Annotated in this window: 20 protein-coding genes; 15 read left to right on the forward strand and 5 right to left on the reverse strand. The window is 42.8% G+C overall.

All coding sequences use genetic code 11. From position 1 onward, the window contains the following. Positions 1–226: 226 nt before the first annotated feature. From JFU01_RS08955 to JFU01_RS06920, 5 genes are all read right to left on the reverse strand, one after another. A complete protein-coding gene (locus tag JFU01_RS08955) occupies positions 227–1,390 on the reverse strand; it encodes a DNA/RNA non-specific endonuclease (protein ID WP_198434214.1) in 1,164 nt (387 codons plus the stop codon). Positions 1,391–2,021: 631 nt separating this feature from the next. Next, positions 2,022–2,486 carry a GNAT family N-acetyltransferase gene (locus JFU01_RS06905; protein ID WP_195856375.1) on the reverse strand — a complete coding sequence of 155 codons (465 nt, stop codon included), beginning with the start codon at positions 2,484–2,486 and terminating at the stop codon, positions 2,022–2,024. Positions 2,487–2,705: 219 nt separating this feature from the next. After that, positions 2,706–3,632 (reverse strand): YsnF/AvaK domain-containing protein, encoded by a 927-nt coding sequence (locus JFU01_RS06910; protein WP_195856376.1) that lies wholly within the window; start codon positions 3,630–3,632, stop codon positions 2,706–2,708. Positions 3,633–3,944: 312 nt separating this feature from the next. Then, the gene (locus tag JFU01_RS06915) at positions 3,945–5,030 is read right to left on the reverse strand and encodes a M42 family metallopeptidase (RefSeq protein WP_195856377.1); all 1,086 of its coding nucleotides are present in this window, start codon (positions 5,028–5,030) and stop codon (positions 3,945–3,947) included. 187 nt (positions 5,031–5,217) lie between these two features. Then, the gene (locus JFU01_RS06920) at positions 5,218–5,868 is read right to left on the reverse strand and encodes a hypothetical protein (protein WP_195856378.1); all 651 of its coding nucleotides are present in this window, start codon (positions 5,866–5,868) and stop codon (positions 5,218–5,220) included. A gap of 238 nt (positions 5,869–6,106) precedes the next feature. Here JFU01_RS06920 and JFU01_RS06925 point away from each other — a divergent pair, with 238 nt between their 5' ends. The 15 genes from JFU01_RS06925 to JFU01_RS06990 all read left to right on the forward strand — a co-directional run bounded on the left by JFU01_RS06925 (position 6,107) and on the right by JFU01_RS06990 (position 21,979). Beyond that, positions 6,107–7,195 (forward strand): alpha/beta fold hydrolase, encoded by a 1,089-nt coding sequence (locus JFU01_RS06925; protein ID WP_195856379.1) that lies wholly within the window; start codon positions 6,107–6,109, stop codon positions 7,193–7,195. A 46-nt stretch (positions 7,196–7,241) separates the two neighbouring features. Continuing rightward, complete coding sequence (gene tsaA, locus JFU01_RS06930; RefSeq protein ID WP_195856380.1) at positions 7,242–7,928, forward strand: tRNA (N6-threonylcarbamoyladenosine(37)-N6)-methyltransferase TrmO; 687 nt, start codon at positions 7,242–7,244, stop codon at positions 7,926–7,928. A gap of 92 nt (positions 7,929–8,020) precedes the next feature. Further along, positions 8,021–8,566, forward strand: coding sequence for a LemA family protein (locus tag JFU01_RS06935; protein WP_195854066.1), 546 nt, complete (start codon positions 8,021–8,023; stop codon positions 8,564–8,566). Next, complete coding sequence (locus JFU01_RS06940) at positions 8,560–10,371, forward strand: DUF2207 family protein (protein WP_195856381.1); 1,812 nt, start codon at positions 8,560–8,562, stop codon at positions 10,369–10,371. Before JFU01_RS06935 ends, JFU01_RS06940 begins: the two co-directional genes overlap by 7 nt. 197 nt (positions 10,372–10,568) lie before the next feature. Then, a complete protein-coding gene (locus JFU01_RS06945) occupies positions 10,569–11,210 on the forward strand; it encodes a TetR/AcrR family transcriptional regulator (RefSeq protein ID WP_195854064.1) in 642 nt (213 codons plus the stop codon). Positions 11,211–11,384: 174 nt separating this feature from the next. After that, complete coding sequence (locus JFU01_RS06950; RefSeq protein WP_230086952.1) at positions 11,385–12,866, forward strand: ABC transporter ATP-binding protein/permease; 1,482 nt, start codon at positions 11,385–11,387, stop codon at positions 12,864–12,866. Positions 12,867–12,950: 84 nt separating this feature from the next. After that, positions 12,951–13,412, forward strand: coding sequence for an ABC transporter permease (locus JFU01_RS08920; RefSeq protein WP_230086953.1), 462 nt, complete (start codon positions 12,951–12,953; stop codon positions 13,410–13,412). Positions 13,413–13,531: 119 nt separating this feature from the next. After that, positions 13,532–14,440, forward strand: a complete 909-nt coding sequence (locus JFU01_RS06955) for a DUF368 domain-containing protein (RefSeq protein ID WP_195856382.1) — start codon at positions 13,532–13,534, stop codon at positions 14,438–14,440. Between the two features lie 133 nt (positions 14,441–14,573). Continuing rightward, positions 14,574–15,467: a DUF7916 family protein gene (locus tag JFU01_RS06960; RefSeq protein WP_195856383.1), complete on the forward strand. Its 894-nt coding sequence runs from the start codon at positions 14,574–14,576 to the stop codon at positions 15,465–15,467. A gap of 33 nt (positions 15,468–15,500) precedes the next feature. Next, a complete protein-coding gene (nagE, locus tag JFU01_RS06965) occupies positions 15,501–16,985 on the forward strand; it encodes an N-acetylglucosamine-specific PTS transporter subunit IIBC (RefSeq protein WP_195856384.1) in 1,485 nt (494 codons plus the stop codon). Positions 16,986–17,161: 176 nt separating this feature from the next. Continuing rightward, the gene (locus JFU01_RS06970; RefSeq protein ID WP_195856385.1) at positions 17,162–17,740 is read left to right on the forward strand and encodes a cell division protein ZapA; all 579 of its coding nucleotides are present in this window, start codon (positions 17,162–17,164) and stop codon (positions 17,738–17,740) included. Between the two features lie 15 nt (positions 17,741–17,755). Beyond that, positions 17,756–18,325 carry a CvpA family protein gene (locus tag JFU01_RS06975; protein ID WP_195856386.1) on the forward strand — a complete coding sequence of 190 codons (570 nt, stop codon included), beginning with the start codon at positions 17,756–17,758 and terminating at the stop codon, positions 18,323–18,325. 267 nt (positions 18,326–18,592) lie between these two features. Further along, the gene (locus tag JFU01_RS06980) at positions 18,593–20,980 is read left to right on the forward strand and encodes an endonuclease MutS2 (RefSeq protein WP_195856387.1); all 2,388 of its coding nucleotides are present in this window, start codon (positions 18,593–18,595) and stop codon (positions 20,978–20,980) included. 159 nt (positions 20,981–21,139) lie between these two features. Then, positions 21,140–21,454 carry a thioredoxin gene (gene trxA / locus JFU01_RS06985; RefSeq protein ID WP_064292157.1) on the forward strand — a complete coding sequence of 105 codons (315 nt, stop codon included), beginning with the start codon at positions 21,140–21,142 and terminating at the stop codon, positions 21,452–21,454. Between the two features lie 246 nt (positions 21,455–21,700). Then, entirely contained in the window at positions 21,701–21,979 is a 279-nt protein-coding gene (locus JFU01_RS06990) for a hypothetical protein (RefSeq protein WP_195856388.1), read from the forward strand. The last annotated feature ends 54 nt before the right edge of the window (positions 21,980–22,033 follow it).

Consider the following 22,033-nt stretch of genomic DNA (forward strand, 5'->3'; position numbering starts at 1 on the left):
TGTAGATACGAAAGCTTAACATGCCATTCGGCAATTGAATGATGAACTTATAAATATGGTAAAGATAGTAAATGCTTGAATGATAAATAAAAAAATAATTAAAAGATAGCTGTTTAGAGCTGTATTGAATCGATACCAAAGTTTATAAAAAAACTCGTCTTAGTAGCTAAACCGCAGCAACGGTTAGTGCTATAAGACGAGTAAGAATCAAAGTTAAATTCAGTTTTTATTCCCCAACCATACCGTCGCCATCGCGATCGATCATGTAAGGATATAACCAGTGGTCGCTTCGAATAGGCATGGAGAAGCCAGCAGCTCTAGCTTCTTTGATGGTGACAATACCATTGCCATCCGTATCGATACCGGCTAGCGAAGTTTGTGGGGCGGAAGGCTGGACAGGAGCCGGTTCAGGTGTTGGAGCAGGAGCAGGCGGTTGCACTGGCTCTGGGGCCGGAGCTGGACTAGGCGCTGGCTCTTGAGCGGATGCCTGATCAGCGGGCTTGCCTTCTGCTTCTGGATGACCGGTATCTTCAGCAGCAGGAGTCGGCTTTTCAGATTCCGCCTTGTTTTCACTTTTAGCCTTATTTTCTGACTGTGGCAGTTTTTCTAATTGGGTATCCTTAGAATATTCTTGTGGGCCAGCTGGGCCTTTACTACTTCCATCGGCATAGTTAATGTCAACATCTTTTTGCCGGTTAGGAATGTAAATATTAAAACAAAGTCCCTTTCCTTCATCTTCGATGGAATAGCCTTCCATATAGATACCGCTGGCTAATAAATTCTTTCCTTCAAAAACTGGAGTCACCCGGTATCTCACATGATTGTTGGTTTTTTCAATGTAATTAGCGACAAAGTTTTCAAAGGGGAGCATGCCCTCATTATTAAACCAATGGGTACCGGTCATTAAATTTTTAGGGTTGGCGTTCTCGCCAGTTAATTGATAGCCAATCAGATGGCAACGATTATATAACCAACCACCAGGAATATTCACATAGCGGGCTTGCTTCCAGCCAGTAGGTTTAACTTCAGAGATACTTTCTCTTACCTTATCGGGCATTAATTCTGTCCCTAATACGGCATTGGCGGCGGTAACCCGGCCGAGTTTATCTAGATCACCGTATTTTTCATAGGCTTCATTACTCTTTAAATCCTCATCAGTAAAGAAGGGTTTATTACCATTGACCTCAACATAGGCCTTATCCTTAGGGACCTCTCTGCTTTTAGATAATTCCTTTTCAGCATCGGATTGGGACTTTTTACTTTCCGATTCGCTTTTAACTTTTTCTTTTTTGGATTCTGAAGTCTTTGAAGCACTTTGACTGACAGCTGCCTGATTAGTAGTGTTTTCTTTGTGGTCAAATAGGGTAGGGGTTACAAATAATGTCCCCAAAAGGCCGACTACTGCACAAAGAATGGCGATATTCCTATTTCTCTGATTGATTTTTCTCTTGGTAAAATAGAAGATAAAAAAGAGCGATAGGGCAAGTATAAATGGTGCCAGATAAGCAAAAAGCCTAAAAATAATGCCTATGAATATGATGGAAAGTATTATTCCTAGGCAGCCAGGATATCCCTGTATGGATTTCTTCATAAAATCTCCCCTTTAAGTGATTTAATTAATGGATTAAAGAAAGTTAATTAAAAGGGGCACAAGTTAGATCCAGCCTTAAATTGAATAGAAACATTTTATTTTCGGGTTGAGCATTCAGTAAAGCACCCAGGGCAATTTTTTTAAGCTTAGCCTTTATCTAATGACTAGTGGTCCCTTTCAAGTCTTTCTCTAATACAGCATATATATATTGGGTTATTATACAAGAAAAGTAATCTGTGTAAATATAAAATAAAGTTTCAATTATTAAATAAACTTTACAAGTGAACAGATTTTTGCAATAAAAAAGCCACTCCTAAACAATCTAGCAGTGGCTAATTTTATAAGGAAAGGCGGGCTTAAGTTTCCTATAAATAGGATGCCAACTAAGGGGAGTCATCATATCTACTGGTAATTTTACGATTTTTACTAACTACTTATCGATTGATAAATTTTTTTCTAAAACGCGCACATTTCTTCCCATGTCGTCAACTCCTTGGCAAAAGAAATGATAGTTCATCTTTTCATAGAGGCCGACATGTTGGGTAATCGTATATATCTTTTTATACCCAATATTTTTCGTAAATAACTCGATTTCATTTACCAATTGGTATGAAAAACCCAGATTGCGGTAGGAGGGGTTGACGTAAACCGTGCTTAAAAATGGACCAAAATTGGCATTGGAAATAATATCTTCTAAAAGTAGAGCGGCAAAGCCAATTAATTGACCAGCTTGGTCCCTACAAAAATAAATCATTTCAGTATTTTTCAAGCATTTATTTTTTAATTTAGTGGCTAGGTAGCTAGCGGCTTTCCAGTCGACATCAGCTAATAAATGGAGTCCTTGCTGAATTTCAAAGTCATTTGATTGGTTAGTAATTTTTAAATCGGTATTCATTATAATTTCTTCCTCCCAATTTGCTGATTCAAGCTCAAGCGGATAAGACAGAGTCGTGTAGACAAAATTGACTAAAAATTATTGTGCAATTTTTATTTTTTGCGCTTATTCCTTTTTTTAAATCCCTCATATAATCAATGGTAGACAAAAAAAGAAAATCCGCCATTAAAAGCTTCTAATGGCGGATCGTTTTGTAATGAAAGGCTGGCTTATAGGAAACTATTTCTTCGCATCGTCATCGATTACCTTACCCGTGTCATCTTGAACATCAAGTTCTTCACGACGGGTGGTTTCAGAAACGGTTTCGGTATCTTGATGAGTTTGTTTTTCAATTTCAACTTCCCCAGTTACCACGGTATTCTTATTCACAGAAACTTCTTCTTCAGAAATTGGAACCACAAATTCTTCTTCTTCAAAGGCATTGTCATCCACTTCGCCCTCATTAGGGGTTACTTTCTTAATATGAATTTCTTCGCGTTGAACGGGCACTTCTACCGTCTTGGTGTCTTCAACGACATTCTTAGACACTTGAACTTCACCGAGGTCTTTTTTGTGTTTTTGAACGTCAACTTGTTCTTCGTGGAGACGGATTCTTTCGGTATCGTTATCAGCTGTTTTAGCAGCGCTTGGAGGGGTTTCTTGACGGGAGCTTGCCTCACTGACTGGTCTTTGGGTATCAGTATGGACAGCTTCTTTTTCATATTCAGGTTCAACCGCACCAGCACTTGCGCCAGCCACACCAGCGGCAGCATAGCCAGTAGCTTCTTCACCTGCTTCAGGGCCAGTGGTGTAAGGGGAACGTTCGAGGTTGCTTACTGCGCCTTCATATTCTTGGTCGATGAGGACTAAGATATCGCCACGGTTCAAGGAAGCTTCATAACCCTTGTAGTCGATATCGTCACTTCTTGAGTCTTCTTCGTCATCAGAGAAGAAACCTAAGACATTGTCCCACCAACTTCTTTCTTCTCCTTCAATTAATTCATCAGAAGTGACCACGTCAACCTCTGAACCATATTCTTGGTCAATTGGAGCATTGGATACTAAAACGACAGCAGAACGGGGAACACCCTTACTGATCAAGTCACTAATCGCAGCACGGGCTTGATCATTAGTAGAAAATACATCATAGACAAAACGCTTAGTCATTATGATACACCCTTTCTTAAGAAATCCAATTACAGTGATATAATTCGCACAATTCATACTTTACTTATGCTTAATTATATTTTAAATAAAAATAAAAGCGTTTTCCAACTTAAAGACTTCTAAACGGTTAATTATTTCATTTTTAAAATATAAATAATGCAATAATAAATATAATTTGTACATACAATTCAACTGTAAGGCAGGCTTAGCAGAGTTTTTTTGATAAGATAAAGGGCATGTTTCAAAATCACTACAAAAGAGCCTAAGCTATTCAAAACATAGGCCCTTTTCAAGAAAATTCGTTATTTATTTTTAATAGGTCTTTAGGTCAAATTGTTGAATATCTTCTAGCGTAAGACGGCGGAGGAAAGTTTTAACCAGGTGGATCGTATTCAAAAAATCATCATAGGAACAGAAGCAGGCATTGGTATGGGCGTAGCGACTGGGAATACCTATTGTGGCACAAGGTGTTCCTAGATTACCTAGGTGAATAGGACCAGCATTGGTGCCGCCGCCTTCGCGGACAGCATGTTGACTAGGAATATTCTCAGCTCTTGCGGCTTGCTTAAAGAGGTCGATTAATTGGGTGTTGGCTACATAGGAATTGTCACGGTGACGGATTTGTGGTCCCTGGCCAAGTTGCCCTTGTAAGAGCTCTTTGGCATTGGTAAAGTCATCGGCGGGTGTCCCTTCCAGGATAATCGCGATATGAGGTTGAACCCGTTTAACCGTTAGCGAAGCGCCTCGAGTGCCCACTTCTTCTTGAGCAGCAGGGGCGGCGACGAGGTTAAAGGGGAAATCGCCCACTTCATCCGCTAAGTCGCGCATAATGGCGATCGCACAGGCGGTTCCAATCCGGTTATCGAAGGCCTTGGCCAGGATGGTTCGGGTGACTTCATTATAAGAGAACTTAGTGGCTGGTACGATTGGTTGACCAATTTCAATCCCCAAGTCATTGACGACTTGTTCTCTAGAAGTAGCGCCCATGTCGATCTTGATATCGCTGATGGCAATTTTTTTCTCTCGCTCTTCAGGAGTCATAAAGTGAATGGGCTTGGTGGCTGAAATCCCTTTGTAATATTTTCCCTCACGATTACGGACATAGAAGACTTGAGCGGTTAAGTTAGAGGGAACCCAGCCTCCAATGGTTTGAATGAGGATGAGGCCATCTTTGTCAATGGCTTTCACCATGAGGCCCACTTCATCCAGGTGAGAGTCTAGCATGACGGTAGGCTTAGTGGGGTCGACCTGGTCCAGGTTAAGGTAGCAGTTTTTTAAATTATCTACTTGCAAGGTATAATTTCCCTTGTGTTTATTAATGACCTCGATGACCTCATCTTCGAAGCCGGACATCCCTTTAGCATTGGTTAGATCTTCAATTAATTGTAAATAATCCATCATCAAACGTCCTTTCTAAAGCAGAACTTTATCTATAATTAATCATAGCTTAGCACGTTTTTAGAGAGAAGACATGGGCTTTAGTGATAAAAGGCCGCATACATGACAAAAAGTGCACCAGACAATGCTTCTAAGGCTGTCTGATGCACTTTTGCTATTATTTAATCGTGAGCTGATCACTTAGCCATTAATCGTGGCTAACCTTGGCATGGATACGAGCGATGGGCTCTTGGGCATTAAGCGGGTGGAGGTCCATGGTAATTTGGTCAAAAGCTTGACTGGGGTCATACTTGACAAAGAATTGCGAGCGAGCAATTTGGCCTTGGTCTACGGATTTGTCCCCATCTACTCGGTCGATGGCTTCTAATTGATTACCATTTTGGTCCGTGATTGTGAAGTTTTCTGGGCCAATGGCCATGGCATCCTGAGAAGCGATATTCTTATATTCAATTTCAATTGTGGCCAGGGTCTTATGGTCGTAGTTAGGGTCTTCAACCATGTCTTGGGGCAGGGCGTTGACAGTATTTGACACTTGCGTTACTTTCAATTCGGCAATTAATTTTTCTGGATCGTCAGGGCAGAAGATTGGAATTGTTTGATTGACTTGGTAGTTGGCATCTTTGTCAATATTTTCTTGTTTGGTACTATCAGCCGGATTTTCCAGATTGTGCTGACTAGCTTCTTTATCGGCATCTTCTTTAATCGTATGGGTTTGAGACTGACTTTCGTTTTGAGCTTGAGCACTGGCTGCCTCATTGGCTTGATTTTGACAAGAGCTGAGGAGGAGACCAGTAGTTAATAGAGATAGGCTTATCAGTGAGAATTTTTGTAATTTCATCAGAGGACTCCTTTCATAGCGCTTTTACGAATTGCATTAAGTATAGCAAATCCCAAAGACAAATAAAAAACTTTGGCTAATATTTAATCAAATAATAAGTTATCTGTAACCTCGCTGAAAAATAAATTTTCCCCTTAGAAGGCGGGGCATTTATCCAGTCAAAATCCTAGCTGCCGGGCAGAGTGGCCGATAAATCGTGTTATAATTGAACAAATAACAGAAGAGGAAAGAAGCGACCATGAAACAGAATTTTAAAGGTTTCCTCAAGGCCAGTATTGGGCTCTTAGGGCTTAGTAGTCTAGCTATCCTGCTGCAGAGGAAGAAGCATGCCCGACAAAGTCGAATAAGATCTCCCCAAGGAATCCAAGAAAATGTCATCGTTCAAGCGGGTGGCATCCCACAGGCTCTGCAGTTAAGAGGTAATCAAAGGACTAATCCAGTGGTTTTATGGGTCCATGGAGGCCCAGGGATGGCTAATCCCTTCTTGACCTATGCCTACCAACCTGCCCTTGAAGCTGATTATACCTTTTCTTATTGGAGTCAGCGGGGAGCGGGACGGACTTATTACTTAAACCAAGGGCAAGTCTCGGGGATGACCCTGGCCCAAGTCATCGATGATATGGATGAGGTCGTGGATTATTTAAGGGCCCGTTTTAAGCAAGAGAAAATCTTTATTATCGGCCACTCTTGGGGGAGTCAATTGAGCAGCCTCTATATTAAGACCCATCCCCATAAGGTTAGAGCCTATTTGGGAGTGAGCCAGATTATTGATATCATTGCTTCCCAGAGGAGCCTGCTTGACCAGGCGGAAAGTGCTGCCCGAGCATCCGGGGATAAGGATGGTCTACTGGAAATTCGCTCTTTAAAACGGGCTAGTGATGACCAGCTCAACCATCGTTTGATTCCCGCCCAAGACTATTTAACCATTGAACAGGTAGCAGGAAAATATTTACCGGGTAACCCTCTCACAGACGCCTTAAAAGGGACATGGCTTGCCTTGACCGCGCCTGATTTTTCTTGGATGGATTTAAGATGGTATGGACTTTTTCTCTTTCAATTGTCGCATTATATTGCTATTCAAGCTCCCTTAATGATTGTTTCCAATCAATTTAAATTAGCCCAAGGGGATAGCTACCAGGTGCCGGTTTACTTTATCTCTGGGGGAAGAGACTGGACCGCGCCTTTTAGTCAGGTCTTTAACTATTACCAGTCCATAACTGCTCCCGATAAGGCCTTTTACTTGCTGAGAAATTGCGGTCATAGCCCTTATCTTGATGATCCTAATCGATTTGCTGAACGGGTCAGGGCCTGTTTTGATAAGTATTAAGAGAATTGTTAATAAATAATAGGATAAGAAGGAGGCAGGTCATCCGATGGAAATTCATCCCATAGCTCATATCCGTACTCCCTTTAAGGAGAAGTTTGGCATTCCACGCCAAGGGGTTAAGGCCGAACATTCCTACGGGGAAATTATCTTTGAAAAGGAATACCGCCAGTTGGAGGCCTTTAAAGGAATTGAAGACTTTACCTATCTCTGGTTAATCTGGGGATTTTCTCAAGTCAAAGAGAGTGCTACTTTTAAAGCGACCGTCCGACCGCCACGTTTAGGAGGCAACCAGCGAGTGGGCGTCTTCGCCTCGCGTTCGCCATTTCGCCCTAATCGTTTAGCCCTGTCAGCCGTAAAATTGGAAGCTTTAGAAAGTGATAGTCCCGAGGGCCCCAAGTTAATTGTGTCGGGGATCGACATAGTGGACGGGACCCCAATTTATGATATTAAACCCTATTCTAGTGAATCAGATGCGCTAAATGACGGGCAATCTGGTTTTATTGACCAGGTGGCCTTTAATACCCTCCAAGTCCACTGGCCCGAAGACTTGGCGGATAAAGTTTCTCAAGCGGAAAGAGAGGGGATTACTGAGGTCTTAGCCGCTGATCCCAGGCCTGCATACCAAAGGCAGGAAGATCGTGAATATGGGATGCTTTATGGTGCTTATAATATTCGCTTTCAAGTCAGAGACCAGATTTGTTATCTTATATCCCTTGATCCCATTAGAGACTAGGATCTAGCTAGGATTCCGGGGTCACTTAGGGTAAAATAAGGGCAGAATTAATTACTTTTTCGGCATATAGCCATTCAAAGGGAGGAAATATAATGATTATCGCAATCGTACTCGTTGTTATTCTCGTTCTAATCGTTGTTTGGGGGATCGGTGCTTATAACCGCATGATCCAATCCAAGGAAATGATTGATAATTCCATGGGGCAAATTGCTGCTCAAGTGGAATCACGTTGGGACGCCCTGACAAATTTGATCCAAGCGACCAAGAACTACCAAAGCCATGAAGCGGACACCTTGATTAATGTGGTGAAAAACCGGCAAAAAATTAATCCTGATGCTACGGTTGAAGAAGTGGAGCATGACCAAGACCTCTTCCAAAAGGCGATGCGGTCAATTGACGTCGTGGTCGAACAATATCCTGAACTGAAGGCTGCCTCCGTCTACCAAACCACTATGGACAGTGTGAATAACTATGAAAACAATGTCCGCCAAGCCCGGATGATTTTTAATGATACGGTCACTAAGTATAACCGCACTATTAAAACCTTCCCTAATTCCCTAGTTGCGGGGATGACCGGTTTTTATCCTGAAGAATACTTCCGTGGCAGTGAGGAAAAACAGGAGATGCCTCAATGGTAGTCAAACGCCTATTTTCTCCATTGCTTAAACTGGCCTTGGTGCTGGCTTTTATCTTTTCCTTTGATCTAGTTCGTTCAGACCAGGAGCCTGTCTTGGCGGTCGACCAGGATATTCATTCCATCACGGTGGATACTGTCCTCCAGGAAGATGGATCCGCCAAGATTACCGAGCACTGGGACATTACCACCCATGAAGGAACCGAAATTTATAAGCCCTTGGTCTTGACAGATGCCCAAGAATTAACTGACTACCAGGTCAGCATGGACGGTCAACCCTTTAGCCCACAAAAGTCTTGGGATGTGGATGCTTCTTTTGCTGCCAAGGCCTATCAATTTGGTCGCAATGAAAATAGTGAGCTCAATTGGGGGATTTCTGACTATGGTCGTCACACTTACCAGGTGTCCTATAGAATCTCTAATTTTGTGATGCAAACGACCACTAATCAAATGATCTATTGGCGCTTTATTTCCGATAATCTGGCCGATAGTCCGGAAAGTATCCGCATGACCATTGCTTCTGAAAAGGAAGATTTTAACCTGGAAAATAACCGAGTATGGGGCTTTGGCTTTCGGGGCCAACTCCATGTTGAAGGCGGGAAGGTGGTTGCTGAATCCAAGGAAAGCCTACCTAGCTCTGGGAGCGGTATTCTCTTAGTCCGTATTCCTCAAGGGACCTATCCAACCCAGTGGACTTCGGATAAGGCCTTTGATGATTATGTCAAGGAAGCCTTTGAAGGCTCCGACTATAACTGGGAAGACTATGATAGTAATGCTTCGGTTGAAGACATCACCTCCATGCCGGGTGAGCGGATGCCTAAGGCGGTCAAATGGGGCCTGATAGGACTTAGCGGCCTTGGTGTAGTTGGTATTCTAGCCGGCGTGCGTCAGGCCATCAAGAGGAACCGAGCCCTGAAGAAATGGTATCCTTCTCTTGAACGGAGAAGTCAGGAATTAGACGGTCAGTATTACCGTGACCTGCCGGCTGATAATATTTATTCGGATTACTTCATTTTGGACCAGCTGGCCATTGATGGCCTCGATAGCAACTATTTAACTGGTACCATCCTTTACTTAGTTAAAGAAGGTGGTCTCAAGTTAGGGGGCGAAGCGGGTCTGTTGAAGGATAAGCATTACTTTATGGTAAATTCTGCTTATCAAGCTCCAGATCTGGATCCGATTAAGGACTGGTGGCGGATCTTTAATGAAGTTGCGGATGACAAGGGTCAGTTTTCAGAAAAGGACTTCAAAAAATATTGTCAAAGCCGTACGGATCGACTAAAAGGTGTCTCCATATCTTACCGCTCTTATAGTAAAAACTACTTGCTGGCGGGGAACTTCATTCAAAATAAGACCTATGCCAAGGCTAAGGAAGACCAAGACCAGCGCTACCTAGCGGATAGCCAGGTGACTTATCCCTTTACCGATAAAGGCCATCAATTAAGAGATAATTGGGTCAAATTCTACAACTATCTTAAGGATTTCTCCTTATTAAATGAACGGGGTGCCCAAGAAGTGGCACTTTGGGACCGCTTATTAATTTATGCAGCGGTTTTAGGAATTGCTGAAGAAGTTGCCAAAGAATTCGCCAGCCTCTATCCTGATTTTGAAAAACAATCCGTGTATACCGGGGCTAATGATATTAATTTCTGGCAGTATTACTATATTGCTAATGCCATGAACCGTTCTTATAACCAATCCCTAGCTCCAGAAATGACCTCAGCCATGTCCAGTGGTGGCGGTGGCTTTTCGAGCTTCGGTGGCGGGGGCGGAGCCTTCGGCGGAGGCGGAGGCGGCGGTGCCCGCTAAAATACACATTATTTTAGACTCTAGAAGAGGTGAGACCAAGGTCTTGCCTCTTTTTTGTGGACGGGTTTAGCGATAAGAATAGAGGGGCTAATATTGTTTGTATATAACTTAAAAATATTTTAATTTATTTATTAAATAGTGAAGGTTTTGATATAATAAAAGCATTACTATAATTTAAAAAGATTGAGGACTTGTTGATGGATGCATATATAAAAAACTTTGTAGGAAAATTTTCGCGTCAGGAAGCCTTGACCCCGCGCCAGCATGCTATCCTCCAAGCAAGTATTGATTTATTTGCCGATTACGGCTACAGCAATACTTCGACGAAAGAAATCGCTGGACGGGCCGGCGTAGGGGAAGGAACGCTCTTCAAACATTTTGGGAGCAAACAAAACTTACTCTTCGCTTGTATCTTACCCATCATTGCTGAAATGTCTAAGGAAAAATATGCCCAAGAATTTGACTTAGAGCGGATTAAAGATGACCAGTGGACCTTCCAAGACTTTGTCCACCATATTCTAGCCAATTGTTTCCAAGAGAATTCTGACCACTACAAGGTGATGAAAATATTTGCCCAAGAGATGCTTTACCGGGAAAATTTCTTAAAGCGCTTGGCGGAATTAATTCCGCTACACTTGAAAACGGGCTTTTTTAACATTCTAGAGTATTTTAAGGACAAGGGAGAACTGAATAACTGGCCCAATGCTCTGATTGTTCGGCTCATGATTTCACCGATTTTATCCTTCCAGTGGGTTCAATTCGAAAGTGGGAGTCAGGAAGATTTTGCTCAAGCCTTGTCTTATATTGAAGCTTTTATTGTCAGGGGCCTGTGTTGCTAAATCCTATTATTGCCAGCAAGGCCTGGTAATTGTCATATTGTTTGCTCTCTGGAGGACTTAGTGTTACTGTACATGAGTTAAAAGTGAGTACTCACTCAATGAAGTAACTGGCTAAGAGACTGTCTTAGTCAAAGCTTTCCTAATAAAAAGCAAGTAAAAGTAAGGAGTAAGCATATGGCAATATTAAGCTTAAATGCCGTGAATAAATACTATTCTCTAGCTAATGGCGACCGATTCCAAGCCTTAAAGGACATTAACTTGGATTTTGAAGCTGGAGAATTAGTCGCCATTGTTGGTGAATCAGGAAGCGGTAAATCCACCCTCATGAACTTAATTGGTGGTTTAGATACTGATTTTACTGGAGAAATTCGAGTTGAAGGAGAGAATATCGCTGACTTCAAGGAGCGCGACTTAGTTAATTACCATAAGGATAAGATTGGCTTCGTTTTTCAAAATTTTAACTTAATATCCCATCTTTCGGTCTTAGAAAATGTGGCCCTAGCGATGAATTTATCCAATATTCCTAAAAGAAAACGGGAAAAGCAAGCCCAGGCTGTCCTTGACCAACTAGGCCTCGGTCAGCAAATCCATAAGCGGCCCAACCAGTTATCAGGTGGGCAAAAGCAAAGGGTGGCTATTGCCCGAGCCCTAGTCAATAATCCAGAAATTATTATCGCTGATGAGCCGACCGGAGCCTTAGATTCACAGACAGCTGACGCCGTCTTAGATATTTTTAAGGAAATCGCTGCTTCGGGAAAATTAGTCCTTATTGTCACCCATTCCCAAGCAGTGGCTGGTATCGCTAGCCGTTTAGTCAGGATTGGTGACGGCGAAATCGTTGCCGATGAAAGGGTTAGTGAAAATCAAAGGGCACTGGCCAACTATCAAGGCATGCGCCAGCTGCCCCAAGTGGAGAAAGCCCCTTCCAATGCCTTTTCTTTCTGGTCAGCTATCCAACTGGCCTTAAAGAATATGCGGGCCAAGTGGTCGCGTAATCTCTTGATTGCCTTTGGCTTTTCAGTAGGGATCATGAGTATTATTTTGATGTTAGCTTTAGGGTCGGGGGTCAATAATTATTTAACAGATACCATGGAAAGCCAGGTCAATCCCCAGGTGACTGAAGTCCGCATGCCTATGAATAATCCAGAAATGGAAGCCATGGAAGAGCGCAACCGGTCAAAAGAGGGACAAAATCTTCCCCAAACCACTATCAGCCCCGATTTTCAAGATCCGACCTTTGAGCAGAAAAATATTGAAGAACTTGGGGCGATATCGGGAGTAGAAGACCTTGAAGTTGGCTATACCAATTTCTCTTTAGGGACCGATTACCTCAAAAAAGAGGATCAGACCTACCCCTTCATGAACTTACAGACGATTTCATCATTAATCACTCCCGCTAACCTGCCTGAAGGCCATTTACCTGAACAGGGGGAAATCTTAGTTAGTCGGGGGATTGCCGATAAGTTGGCTGAAGATACTGGTCAGTCAGCAATCGGTCAAAAGCTGACTCTCAAGTTGACTTTGAAACAAAAAGATCTTAAATCAGATTTTACGATTTCTGGCATTTACCAGGCTGACGAAACTATGGGATCAGCTGCTATCTTTGACACCGTCTACTTAAACTATGATGACTTGGAAACCTTAGCAGCAGACTAAGACATTGACCTCAAGCCCAATGTGGTGTATTTACTGACTGAAGATGAAAGTCTGACCCCACAAATTAAGGAGAATATCGCGGATATGGGCTATCGGGGCTCGGCCACCGAAAGTTTGGTCAAAACCTTTACGGAAATGATTGATATCTTCACCTTTGTCCTTATCGGTGTGGCCGGTATTTCCTTACTGGTGTCTGCAATCATGATTTTAACCGTTCTTTATATTAGTGTCGTAGAACGGACCCAAGAAATTGGGGTCATTAAGGCCATTGGAGGACGGCGCAAGGATATTCGTCGTATCTTTATTTCTGAATCCTTCTTGATCGGTCTTTTCTCCGGACTTTTAGGGGGAGGACTGGCCATTGCCTTTGCTGGTCTGGCTAACCAGGTCTTAAACCAGCTATTCCAAGTTTCCATGTTAGATATTACTTGGCAATTCCTACTTATTGGCTTAGCGATTGCCGTGGTGATTGCTACTATCTCTGGCCTCCTACCCGCCAACCGGGCTTCCAAACTTGATCCGGTCGAAGCCTTACGGGCAGAGTAAATATTAGTTGGGCAAATCGGCCTACTCTTTAAAGAAAGTTTAATTTTACCGAAAAATGGCCTATACGGCTGAATTTCGGTTATAATGGTGAAATTAATGATTAATTTGGAGGCATTTTAATGACTGATTCACATAATAATGACATTGAAAATGAAGACAAAGTCTTTTCAAAGGACTGGTGGTTACGCTTAGTTAAAGGAGCTTTTGTCGGTATTGGGGGGATCCTACCGGGTTTATCCGGCGGGGTTTTGGCCGTTATTTTTGGTATTTATGATAAACTACTGAATTTCTTAGGTAATATTACCCATAAATTTTGGCAAAATGTTCGCTATTTTATCCCGGTAGGTATCGGTTTTGTTATTGGGATTATTCTCTTTTCCTTCTTCGTCATGAAGGCCTTTGGCTCTTATGAGGCCCTCTTTACCTGCCTCTTTATCGGTTTTGTGGTAGGAACTTTTCCTTCTCTCTTTAAACAAGCCGGCCAAGAAGGGCGAAGCACTACCGATTACCTGGTCATGGGGCTGACTGCCTTGGCCTTATTTGCCTTAATGGTCTTTGGTGGCCAACATTTTTCCCACTTAACGCCTAGTTTTGGGGTCTGGTTATTTTCTGGAGCCTTGATCGGTTTAGGTGTAATTGTGCCAGGGATGAGTCCAAGTAATTTCTTGATTTACTTTGGCTTATACGAAAAGATGTCAGCGGGAATTTCTCACTTAAACATGGGCGTCATTATTCCTCTAGGTCTTGGTGCTATCCTCTGTGTCCTGGCCTTAGCTAAAGTGGCCAACTGGCTCTTTGACCACTACTATGCCAAGATGTACCACTTTATTTTAGGGACTGTGATCGGATCTTCCTTAGCCATCTTTCCGACCGTGGTCTTTCCAGCCTTTACCCCAGAAGGTTTAATGGAAACAGGCTTGAGTTTTATGACGACTTTAATTTTGGCCATAGTAATGTTTGTTGCAGGGGTTATTTTCTCCTATTGGTTCAGTGGTATTGAAGAGAAGTATTCACCCGATAATCGATGATTCCTTTTGAAAGCACTCGCAGGGGTGCTTTTTTCATTAATAACTAAAAAGATATTGAGATGCTTACTTTTTTCAATTATGATAATTGCTGCAGGGAATTCAGATTTTTCTTAGATAGGTGGGAAGTCGATTTATGAAACGTTTGATAAGTGCTTTTCCCAGTGAAGTTAAAAACTTTACTAAGGATGAGCTCAAAAGAAGCATTCAAGCCAGTGAAGGCCGGATTATTATGGCTGAAACAGTGGTAACCGCTGCTCCTTTAATTGAGGGGCTAACCAACGCTGAAGTGATGACGGCTTTTGGTGCAGACCTCATCTGTTTGAATGAATTGGATGTCTTTCACCCCCAAATCAAGGGATTTGAAAGCAAGAAGCTTGTGATTGAAGCCATTAAAGAACTTACCGGGCGTCCCATTGGTATCAACCTGGAACCCGTTTCTGCGGGCAGTCAGGTCCTCGATGAAAAGATTGAAATTAGTCCCGGAAGGCGGGCCAGTCCAGAAGCTTTTGCTGCGGCGGAAGACTTGGGCGTGGATTTTGTCATGGTAACCGCAAATCCTTCAACCGGGGTGACCAATGCCGATATCTTAGCTGCACTAGCAGGAGGCCAGCAAGCCTATTCTGGTTTAATCTTAGCGGGAAAAATGCATGGTGCCGGTAAACGAGAAACTTTGATTGATGCTAGCTTATTTACTCAATTTATTGAAGCAGGAGCGGACGGGGTATTGATGCCTAGCGTCGGCACGGTGCCTGGAGTATTACTAGAAGAAGCTCATCAAGCTTGCCAAGCGGTCCAAGCCCAAGACGGCTTAGTGATGGCAACTATTGGTACCAGCCAAGAAAGCGCTAGCCCAGAAACTATTCGCACCTTTGCCTTAAATAATAAACAGGTTGGGGCGGATATTCATCATATTGGTGATGGGAGCTATGGACGAATGCCAGACCCCGAGAATATTATGGCCTTAAGCATTGCTGTCCGTGGTAAGCGCCACACTTATTTCAAAATGGCTCAGTCCTTGAGACGTTAAATTGTTGAATTCTAGAGAGAAAAGAGATTTCATATGTTAGATTACTTACAAAAAATTGGCCGATCCCTGATGCTGCCTGTTTCCGTATTGGTAGTGGCCTCTTTATTTATGGGGACTGGCTATGCCATCGATGCGAATGCCTTACAAGGAAGTTCGAACGTTTTAGCAACTTTCTTAGTTCAAGCAGGCTTAGTCGTGATTAATAACTTGCCGTTACTTTTTGCTTTGGGAATCTCCATGGGGATTGCTGAAGATAATAATGGGGCAGCTGCCTTGAGTGGGGCGGTTTCATTCTTAATGATCACGACCTTATTAAGTCCGGAAATTTTAAGTGGAATCACCGGCCAAGCCATCGACCAAGTTAACCCAGCCTTTAAAGCTATTAATAATGTCTTCATAGGGATTATTTCCGGGGTCCTTGCTGGGGAAATGTATAACCGTTTCCACAATGGTAAGTTACCCCAATGGCTAGGCTTCTTCAGTGGTAAACGGGCCGTTCCTATTGTAACGGCTGCCTTGTCAGCAATTTTAGCAGTTATCTTACTCTTCCTTTGGCCCACTGTCTATGGTGGTTTAGTAGCCTTTGGAACCGGAATCGCTAACTTAGGAGATATTGGAGCTGGTATCTACGGCATTACCAACAAATTGATGATTCCCTTTGGACTCCACCATGCCGTTAATAATGTCTTTTGGTTTGATACCATTGGGATTAATGACATTGGTAATTTCTGGTCCAGTCAAGGAGAACCTGGGGTGACAGGGCGCTACCTAGCCGGTTTCTTCCCGATTATGATGTTTGGTTTACCTGGGGCCGCCTTAGCCATGTATAAGAATGCCCGTCCAGAAAATCGGGCATCGGTTGCTTCCCTACTGATTGCTGGTTCCGTTGCAGCCTTTGTGACTGGGATTACCGAACCACTGGAATTTTCCTTTATGTTTGCCGCCCCAGCCCTTTACGCAGTCCATGCTTGTTTAACTGGCTTGTCCCTATTTATTTGTTCAGCCTTACATGCAACCCTAGGCTTTTCCTTCTCAGCAGGTTTGATTGATATGGTCTTGTCTTGGCGGATGCCTATGGCTAATAACCAATGGATGATCCTTGTTTTAGGTCTAGCCATGTTTGTCATTTATTTCTTCCTTTTCGACTTCTTAATTCGTCGCTTTGATTTTAAAACCCCAGGACGGGAAGCGGTCAGTGAAGCAGATCAAACAACAAGCCATGCTGCTAAGGCTTCTAGCCAAACTGGAGATAAATACCAAGTCATGGCCCAAAATATTTACCAAGGCCTTGGGGGAAAAGATAACCTCCAATTAGTAGCCAATTGCGCTACCCGCCTACGTCTCCAATTGAAAGATACCAATGCGATTGATGAAGGCAAAATCAAGGCTACCGGTGTTCCTGGTTTAAGAAAAGTGAATGACCATAATTTACAAATCGTAGTTGGTACCGATGTTCAGTTTGTTGCCGATGAATTAAAAGAAATTTTAGAAGCAGATAAGACGCAAGATGACAAATAGATTTTTATAAACTTGATAAAGGGCTGGGATAACTTTCTCGGTCCTTTTTTAGTACTAATGATTAAAACTTGGTCCTAAGCTTCAGCGCACTTTTGACTTTTGGCACACTCTCCCTAGTCAAAGGCTCGGGTCAATGGTAGAATAAGGAGTAAAATGTTCAGGAAAGGAGACTGTTCATGTCTGAGTCGCAGCAAGAGTATACCGCTCATTTTGGAAAACAAACTGTAAAAATCATCGGCAATAAATCTGAAGAACATATTGAAGAAGTGGTTCGCCGGGTGAATATCGTCTTAAATGAAATTAAAAGCAAACCTTCCATTCTCTCTAATCAGAAAATGGCTCTCTTAGTCGCTGTCAATGCTACCTCCCACTGGCTGGAAAATGAAGCCGAAATCGCCAGTCAAAGAGAGCAAATTGAACGCCTCAGCCGGCAAAAAGCCCGCTTAGAGTCGGAACTACAAGCCTTAAAGCAAACCATTCAACAACCTCATTTGACCGCTTTTTCTGAAGGGGGCAAGCTAATCCAAGCTAAAAGTCAACCTTCCTATAGCCAAGCTAGTCAAAACTTACTCCGTGAAAGTCAAAACCAGGTTAAGTCAGCTAAAGTGAGTGAAAATAAAGGACAAAGTAGTAAAAAGACTTCCAAGCAGACTAAAGCTAGCCAAGGCAAGCAAAAAGCAGACCCTTCTGTGGTTTACTATGATCCCTTTGCAGCCAAGAAAGCCCAAGGCCTCTCCAAGACGCCCCGTGATTAGAAAGGAGGACTTGGCTTGTCTAATACCACCATTACCTTAATCTTAGTCCTAATATTTTTCGCCTTAACTATTATGGATTATAGTCGTCGGACTTTTGGTGTGCAGCTCCTGCAGGTCCTATCCTTGGGAGTTAGTTTCTTTGTGGCTAAGGAGTACTTTTTACCTTTAGCGGAGAAATTAGAATTGATTATCCCTTTTCCCGGCTATTCCATGACTAGTGACTTCTCATACTATCCTGATGCTGTTTTGACTAATATGGATGTGATTTACTACCGTGCCATGGCCTTTGCCCTTATTTTAGTGGGGATCCAAGTTATTAAGAGTTTTATTCTTTACCTCTTCTCACCATCTAAGTATAAAAAAGGCCAAGGAAAGGTCTTGAGCCTGGGCGGCTTTATTACTGGTTTTATCACTGCCTGGTTTACCTTGTTTTTTGTTTTCGCCATTTTGTCTTTACTGGGACTGGAAGGTGTCCAAAGCTTCTTAAGTCATAATAGTGTGGCAGAGTTCTTTATCCGTCGCACCCCCTTCCTTACCCATGAAGTCTTTAACTTATGGTTTGCCGGCATAGCACTTGCTATTTAACTAGAGGAGAGTGTTACAAGTGCAATAAGAGGGGAGAGAGCTACGCATACTATATCTGTAACTCGCTTTGCTTCGAGCTCCTATAGCAATTGGAAGAAATTGGTAGTAAATCCTCGAAGAGGATTTGCAAGGATTTCTGAGATGGAGCTCATCTCGCACTTGGGCACATTTGGATTAGAAAGGTAGTATTTTGAAGAGAGCTAGGATTTTGGTCATAGCCTCTTTTTTTATTAGATGGTCAGTTTATCGTGAAAAAGGAGCATCTCTGTGAATAAAAAAATAGAAAAAATCTTAGAATTCGATAAAATTACTGGGGCCCTAGCCAAAGAAACTGTGACGGCCCTGGGTAAAAACCTAGCCTTACAGCTTAAACCCATGACCGACCCCGAAAAGATTGAATCCGCTTTGACTGATGTAGATGAAATGCAAAGCATTGATGAAGCCCAACGCAGTTTGCCACTGGGTCAATTAGTTGATGTGGGGCCTTTGATGAAGCGCTTAGATATCGGCGGCATCTTGAATGGCCAAGAACTCGCCCATGTGGGTCGGGTTTTGAAAAGTGTCAGTGAGGTCAGTCATTTCTTTAAAGAGATTGAGGACTTAGACCTTGACGTCGAGCAAATGCAAGGCTATGTGAGTGACTTTGCTAACCATAAGGAACTGGCTAAAAAGATTAACCAGGCCATTGCTAGTGATGGTTCTGTCTATGATGAAGCTAGCAGCCACTTACACAGCATTCGCCAAAGTATCAAGGCAGAAGAAGTCCATATTCGGATGAGTTTGGATAATATCATTAAATCCAGCCAAGCCGATTATCTGAGTGACCAAATTGTGACCATCCGTAATGACCGCTATGTCTTACCAGTTAAGCAAGAATACCGGCGCAAGTTCGGTGGAGTGGTCCACGACCAAAGTGCCTCAGGTCAGACCCTCTATATTGAACCCCAAGTCGTGATGGAGTCCAACAATAAGGTCCACAGCCTGCGGATCGAAGAGCAGGCGGAAATTGAGCGGATTTTTGCGGAATTATCAGCCGACCTGGCTCCTCATAGTCAAGAAATCAATCAAAATAATCAAATTTTAGGTCAACTTGACTTCATCCAAGCCAAGTGGCGCTACGCGAAAAAGCAGGGTGCCCACCGGCCCCTCATTGCCCAAGATCACCAGTCTTTGAACTTAGAAGAAGCCGTCCACCCCTTATTAAATCCTAAGACCGCTGTGGCAAATACCATTAGCTTTGACGGCGACTACCGCATGTTAATCATTACCGGGCCCAATACCGGTGGGAAGACCATTACCTTAAAGACTACGGGGTTACTGCAGCTAATGGGGCAATCAGGTCTTTATATTACTGCCAAGGCTGATAGCCGCATTGGAGTCTTTGACCATATCTTTGCTGATATTGGGGATGAGCAATCGATTGAAGCCAACCTATCAACTTTTTCTGGGCATATGACTAATATTATCTCGATCTTAGAGGCAATTGATGACCAATCCTTAGTCCTAATCGATGAATTGGGGTCGGGAACTGACCCTAAAGAAGGGGCTGCCCTAGCGATGGCAATTTTAAACCGGCTCGCTCAAGTGGGCTGTACGGTTCTAGCGACCACCCACTATCCCGAGCTCAAGGCCTATGCCTTTGAAGAGCCCAATGCAATTAATGCCAGTGTTGAATTCGATGAGAAAACCTTAACGCCGACTTACCGACTATTGATTGGTCAACCGGGCCGGTCTAACGCCTTTGATATTTCCCAACGCTTGGGCCTGGACCAAAGCATCGTGGATGAAGCTCGCTATTATGTCGGAGAAGAAAGTCAGTCCTTAAACGAAATGATCGATGACTTGGATGAGAAACGTCAAGCCTATGAAAGGGATAACCAAGCCTTAAGCCAAGATTTACAAGCGGCTGACAAGTTATTGGCTGATTTGAAGAAGGCCTACCGCGCCCTGGAAAATGATAAGATTACTTATTTAAACCGGGCTAAAAGGGAAGCTAATGACTTGGTGGCTAAGACCCAGGAAAAGGCCGATAAGCTCTTGGGTGACATTAGAGAATGGCAGAAGAATAATCCTCAGGGCCAAACCGTCAAAGAACATGAAATGATTGACAAACAAAAACAAATCGCTAACCTGACCCAAGAAGAGCAACAGTTGAGAAAGAACAAGGTCCTCAAGCGGCAAAAACGCAAGAAAAATAAAGACTTGGAGGTTGGCGACGAAGTCAAGGTTATCCCATATAGTCAGATGGGAACCTTGGTGGAAAAACGGGAAGATAAACACTGGTTGGTTCAGATGGGGATGTTGAAGATGGAAATTCCTGAAAAAGACCTAGAGCTCCAAGAAAAGAGCCAGCCCAAGTCTAAGGGGAAGAAGGGCTCGAGTAGCGTACGGGCTAGTCAAAGTAAGAATATTAAGTCCGAACTCGACCTCCGGGGCATGCGTTATGAAGAGGCCATGACAGCTCTTGACCGCTATATTGACCAAGCTCTCTTGGCCAATTACCCCCAAGTCACCATTATTCATGGCTTCGGTACTGGAGTGATTCGAGATGGGGTACAAAAATACTTAAGAAATAATAAACGGGTCAAGTCCTTCTCCTACGCTCCCCATAATCTGGGAGGCCAAGGGGCAACCATTGTTAAATTTGGCGACTAGAGAGCTTTACTAAATAAAAGTAAGCAAAATATTTTGCTAAATGGGAGAACATGCTATAATTAAGCCTGAAAGTGAGGGGGAAGGTCAGTAGCGGCTCCCTGCCACTTTAAAGCATTGCTCACAGAGTGACTAATTGAAATAATTTGAGGAGGAAATTAAATGGTACAAACATTAACTGATCAAAATTTTGTAGAAGAAACTAGTGAAGGCGTCGTTTTAATCGACTTCTGGGCAACTTGGTGTGGTCCTTGCCGGATGCAATCTCCGATTGTTGACCAACTCGATGAAGAAATGGGCGACCAAGTAAAATTTGCTAAGATGGATGTGGATGAAAATCCTGATACCCCACGTGAATTTGGTATTATGTCCATCCCAACCTTAATCGTTAAAAAAGACGGCCAAGTCGTTGAACAACTGGTTGGTTACACACCAAAAGAAAAATTGGAAAGTATCCTTGAAAACCATTTAGACTAAGCAAGAGTTAAAGGAGTGCTGCATTTAAGTGTGGCACTTTTTATTTTTCTGAGGATTTACTATTTAATTTTTAGGGCTAATCGCGCTAGAGGCTAGCGGATTTGTTCTCAAATTTAAACTTTTATCTCATAACTCACTTTGAGACTTATGATTTTACATGAATTTATTTTTTTCTATAATAAAAATAGATGGGAAAGAAAACCTTAGTAAAGCTCAAAAAAGCATACCAGTAGGGAGATGATCCAAATGGTTAAGTTACTTCGTTTCTTAAATGCAATTCCCCTTATATATATCCTGGCCGTTTTTGCCTTGTCAGGTCTGGCCTGGGTAATGTCTAGTCCGGACATTTTAGAAGCCCTAGGAGGACTATTGATGTCTTTGGTAGTGATTTCCTACCCAGCTATCGGTCTATTTTCAATCCTCTTGCTGAGTTTAGGTCTTCTTGTTTACTTTAAGGAGGGGAGTTCTCAAGCCAAACAGGCCTTGAAGAAGCACGCTCTCTTTCCTACGATTAGTCAAGTGTAAATCAATATAAAATTACTAAATATATGCGGTATTATTTAGAAGTTTGACTTTTGA

This window comes from Aerococcus sp. Group 2 (genome assembly GCF_905125285.1).
GTDB lineage: Bacteria > Bacillota > Bacilli > Lactobacillales > Aerococcaceae > Aerococcus > Aerococcus urinae_E.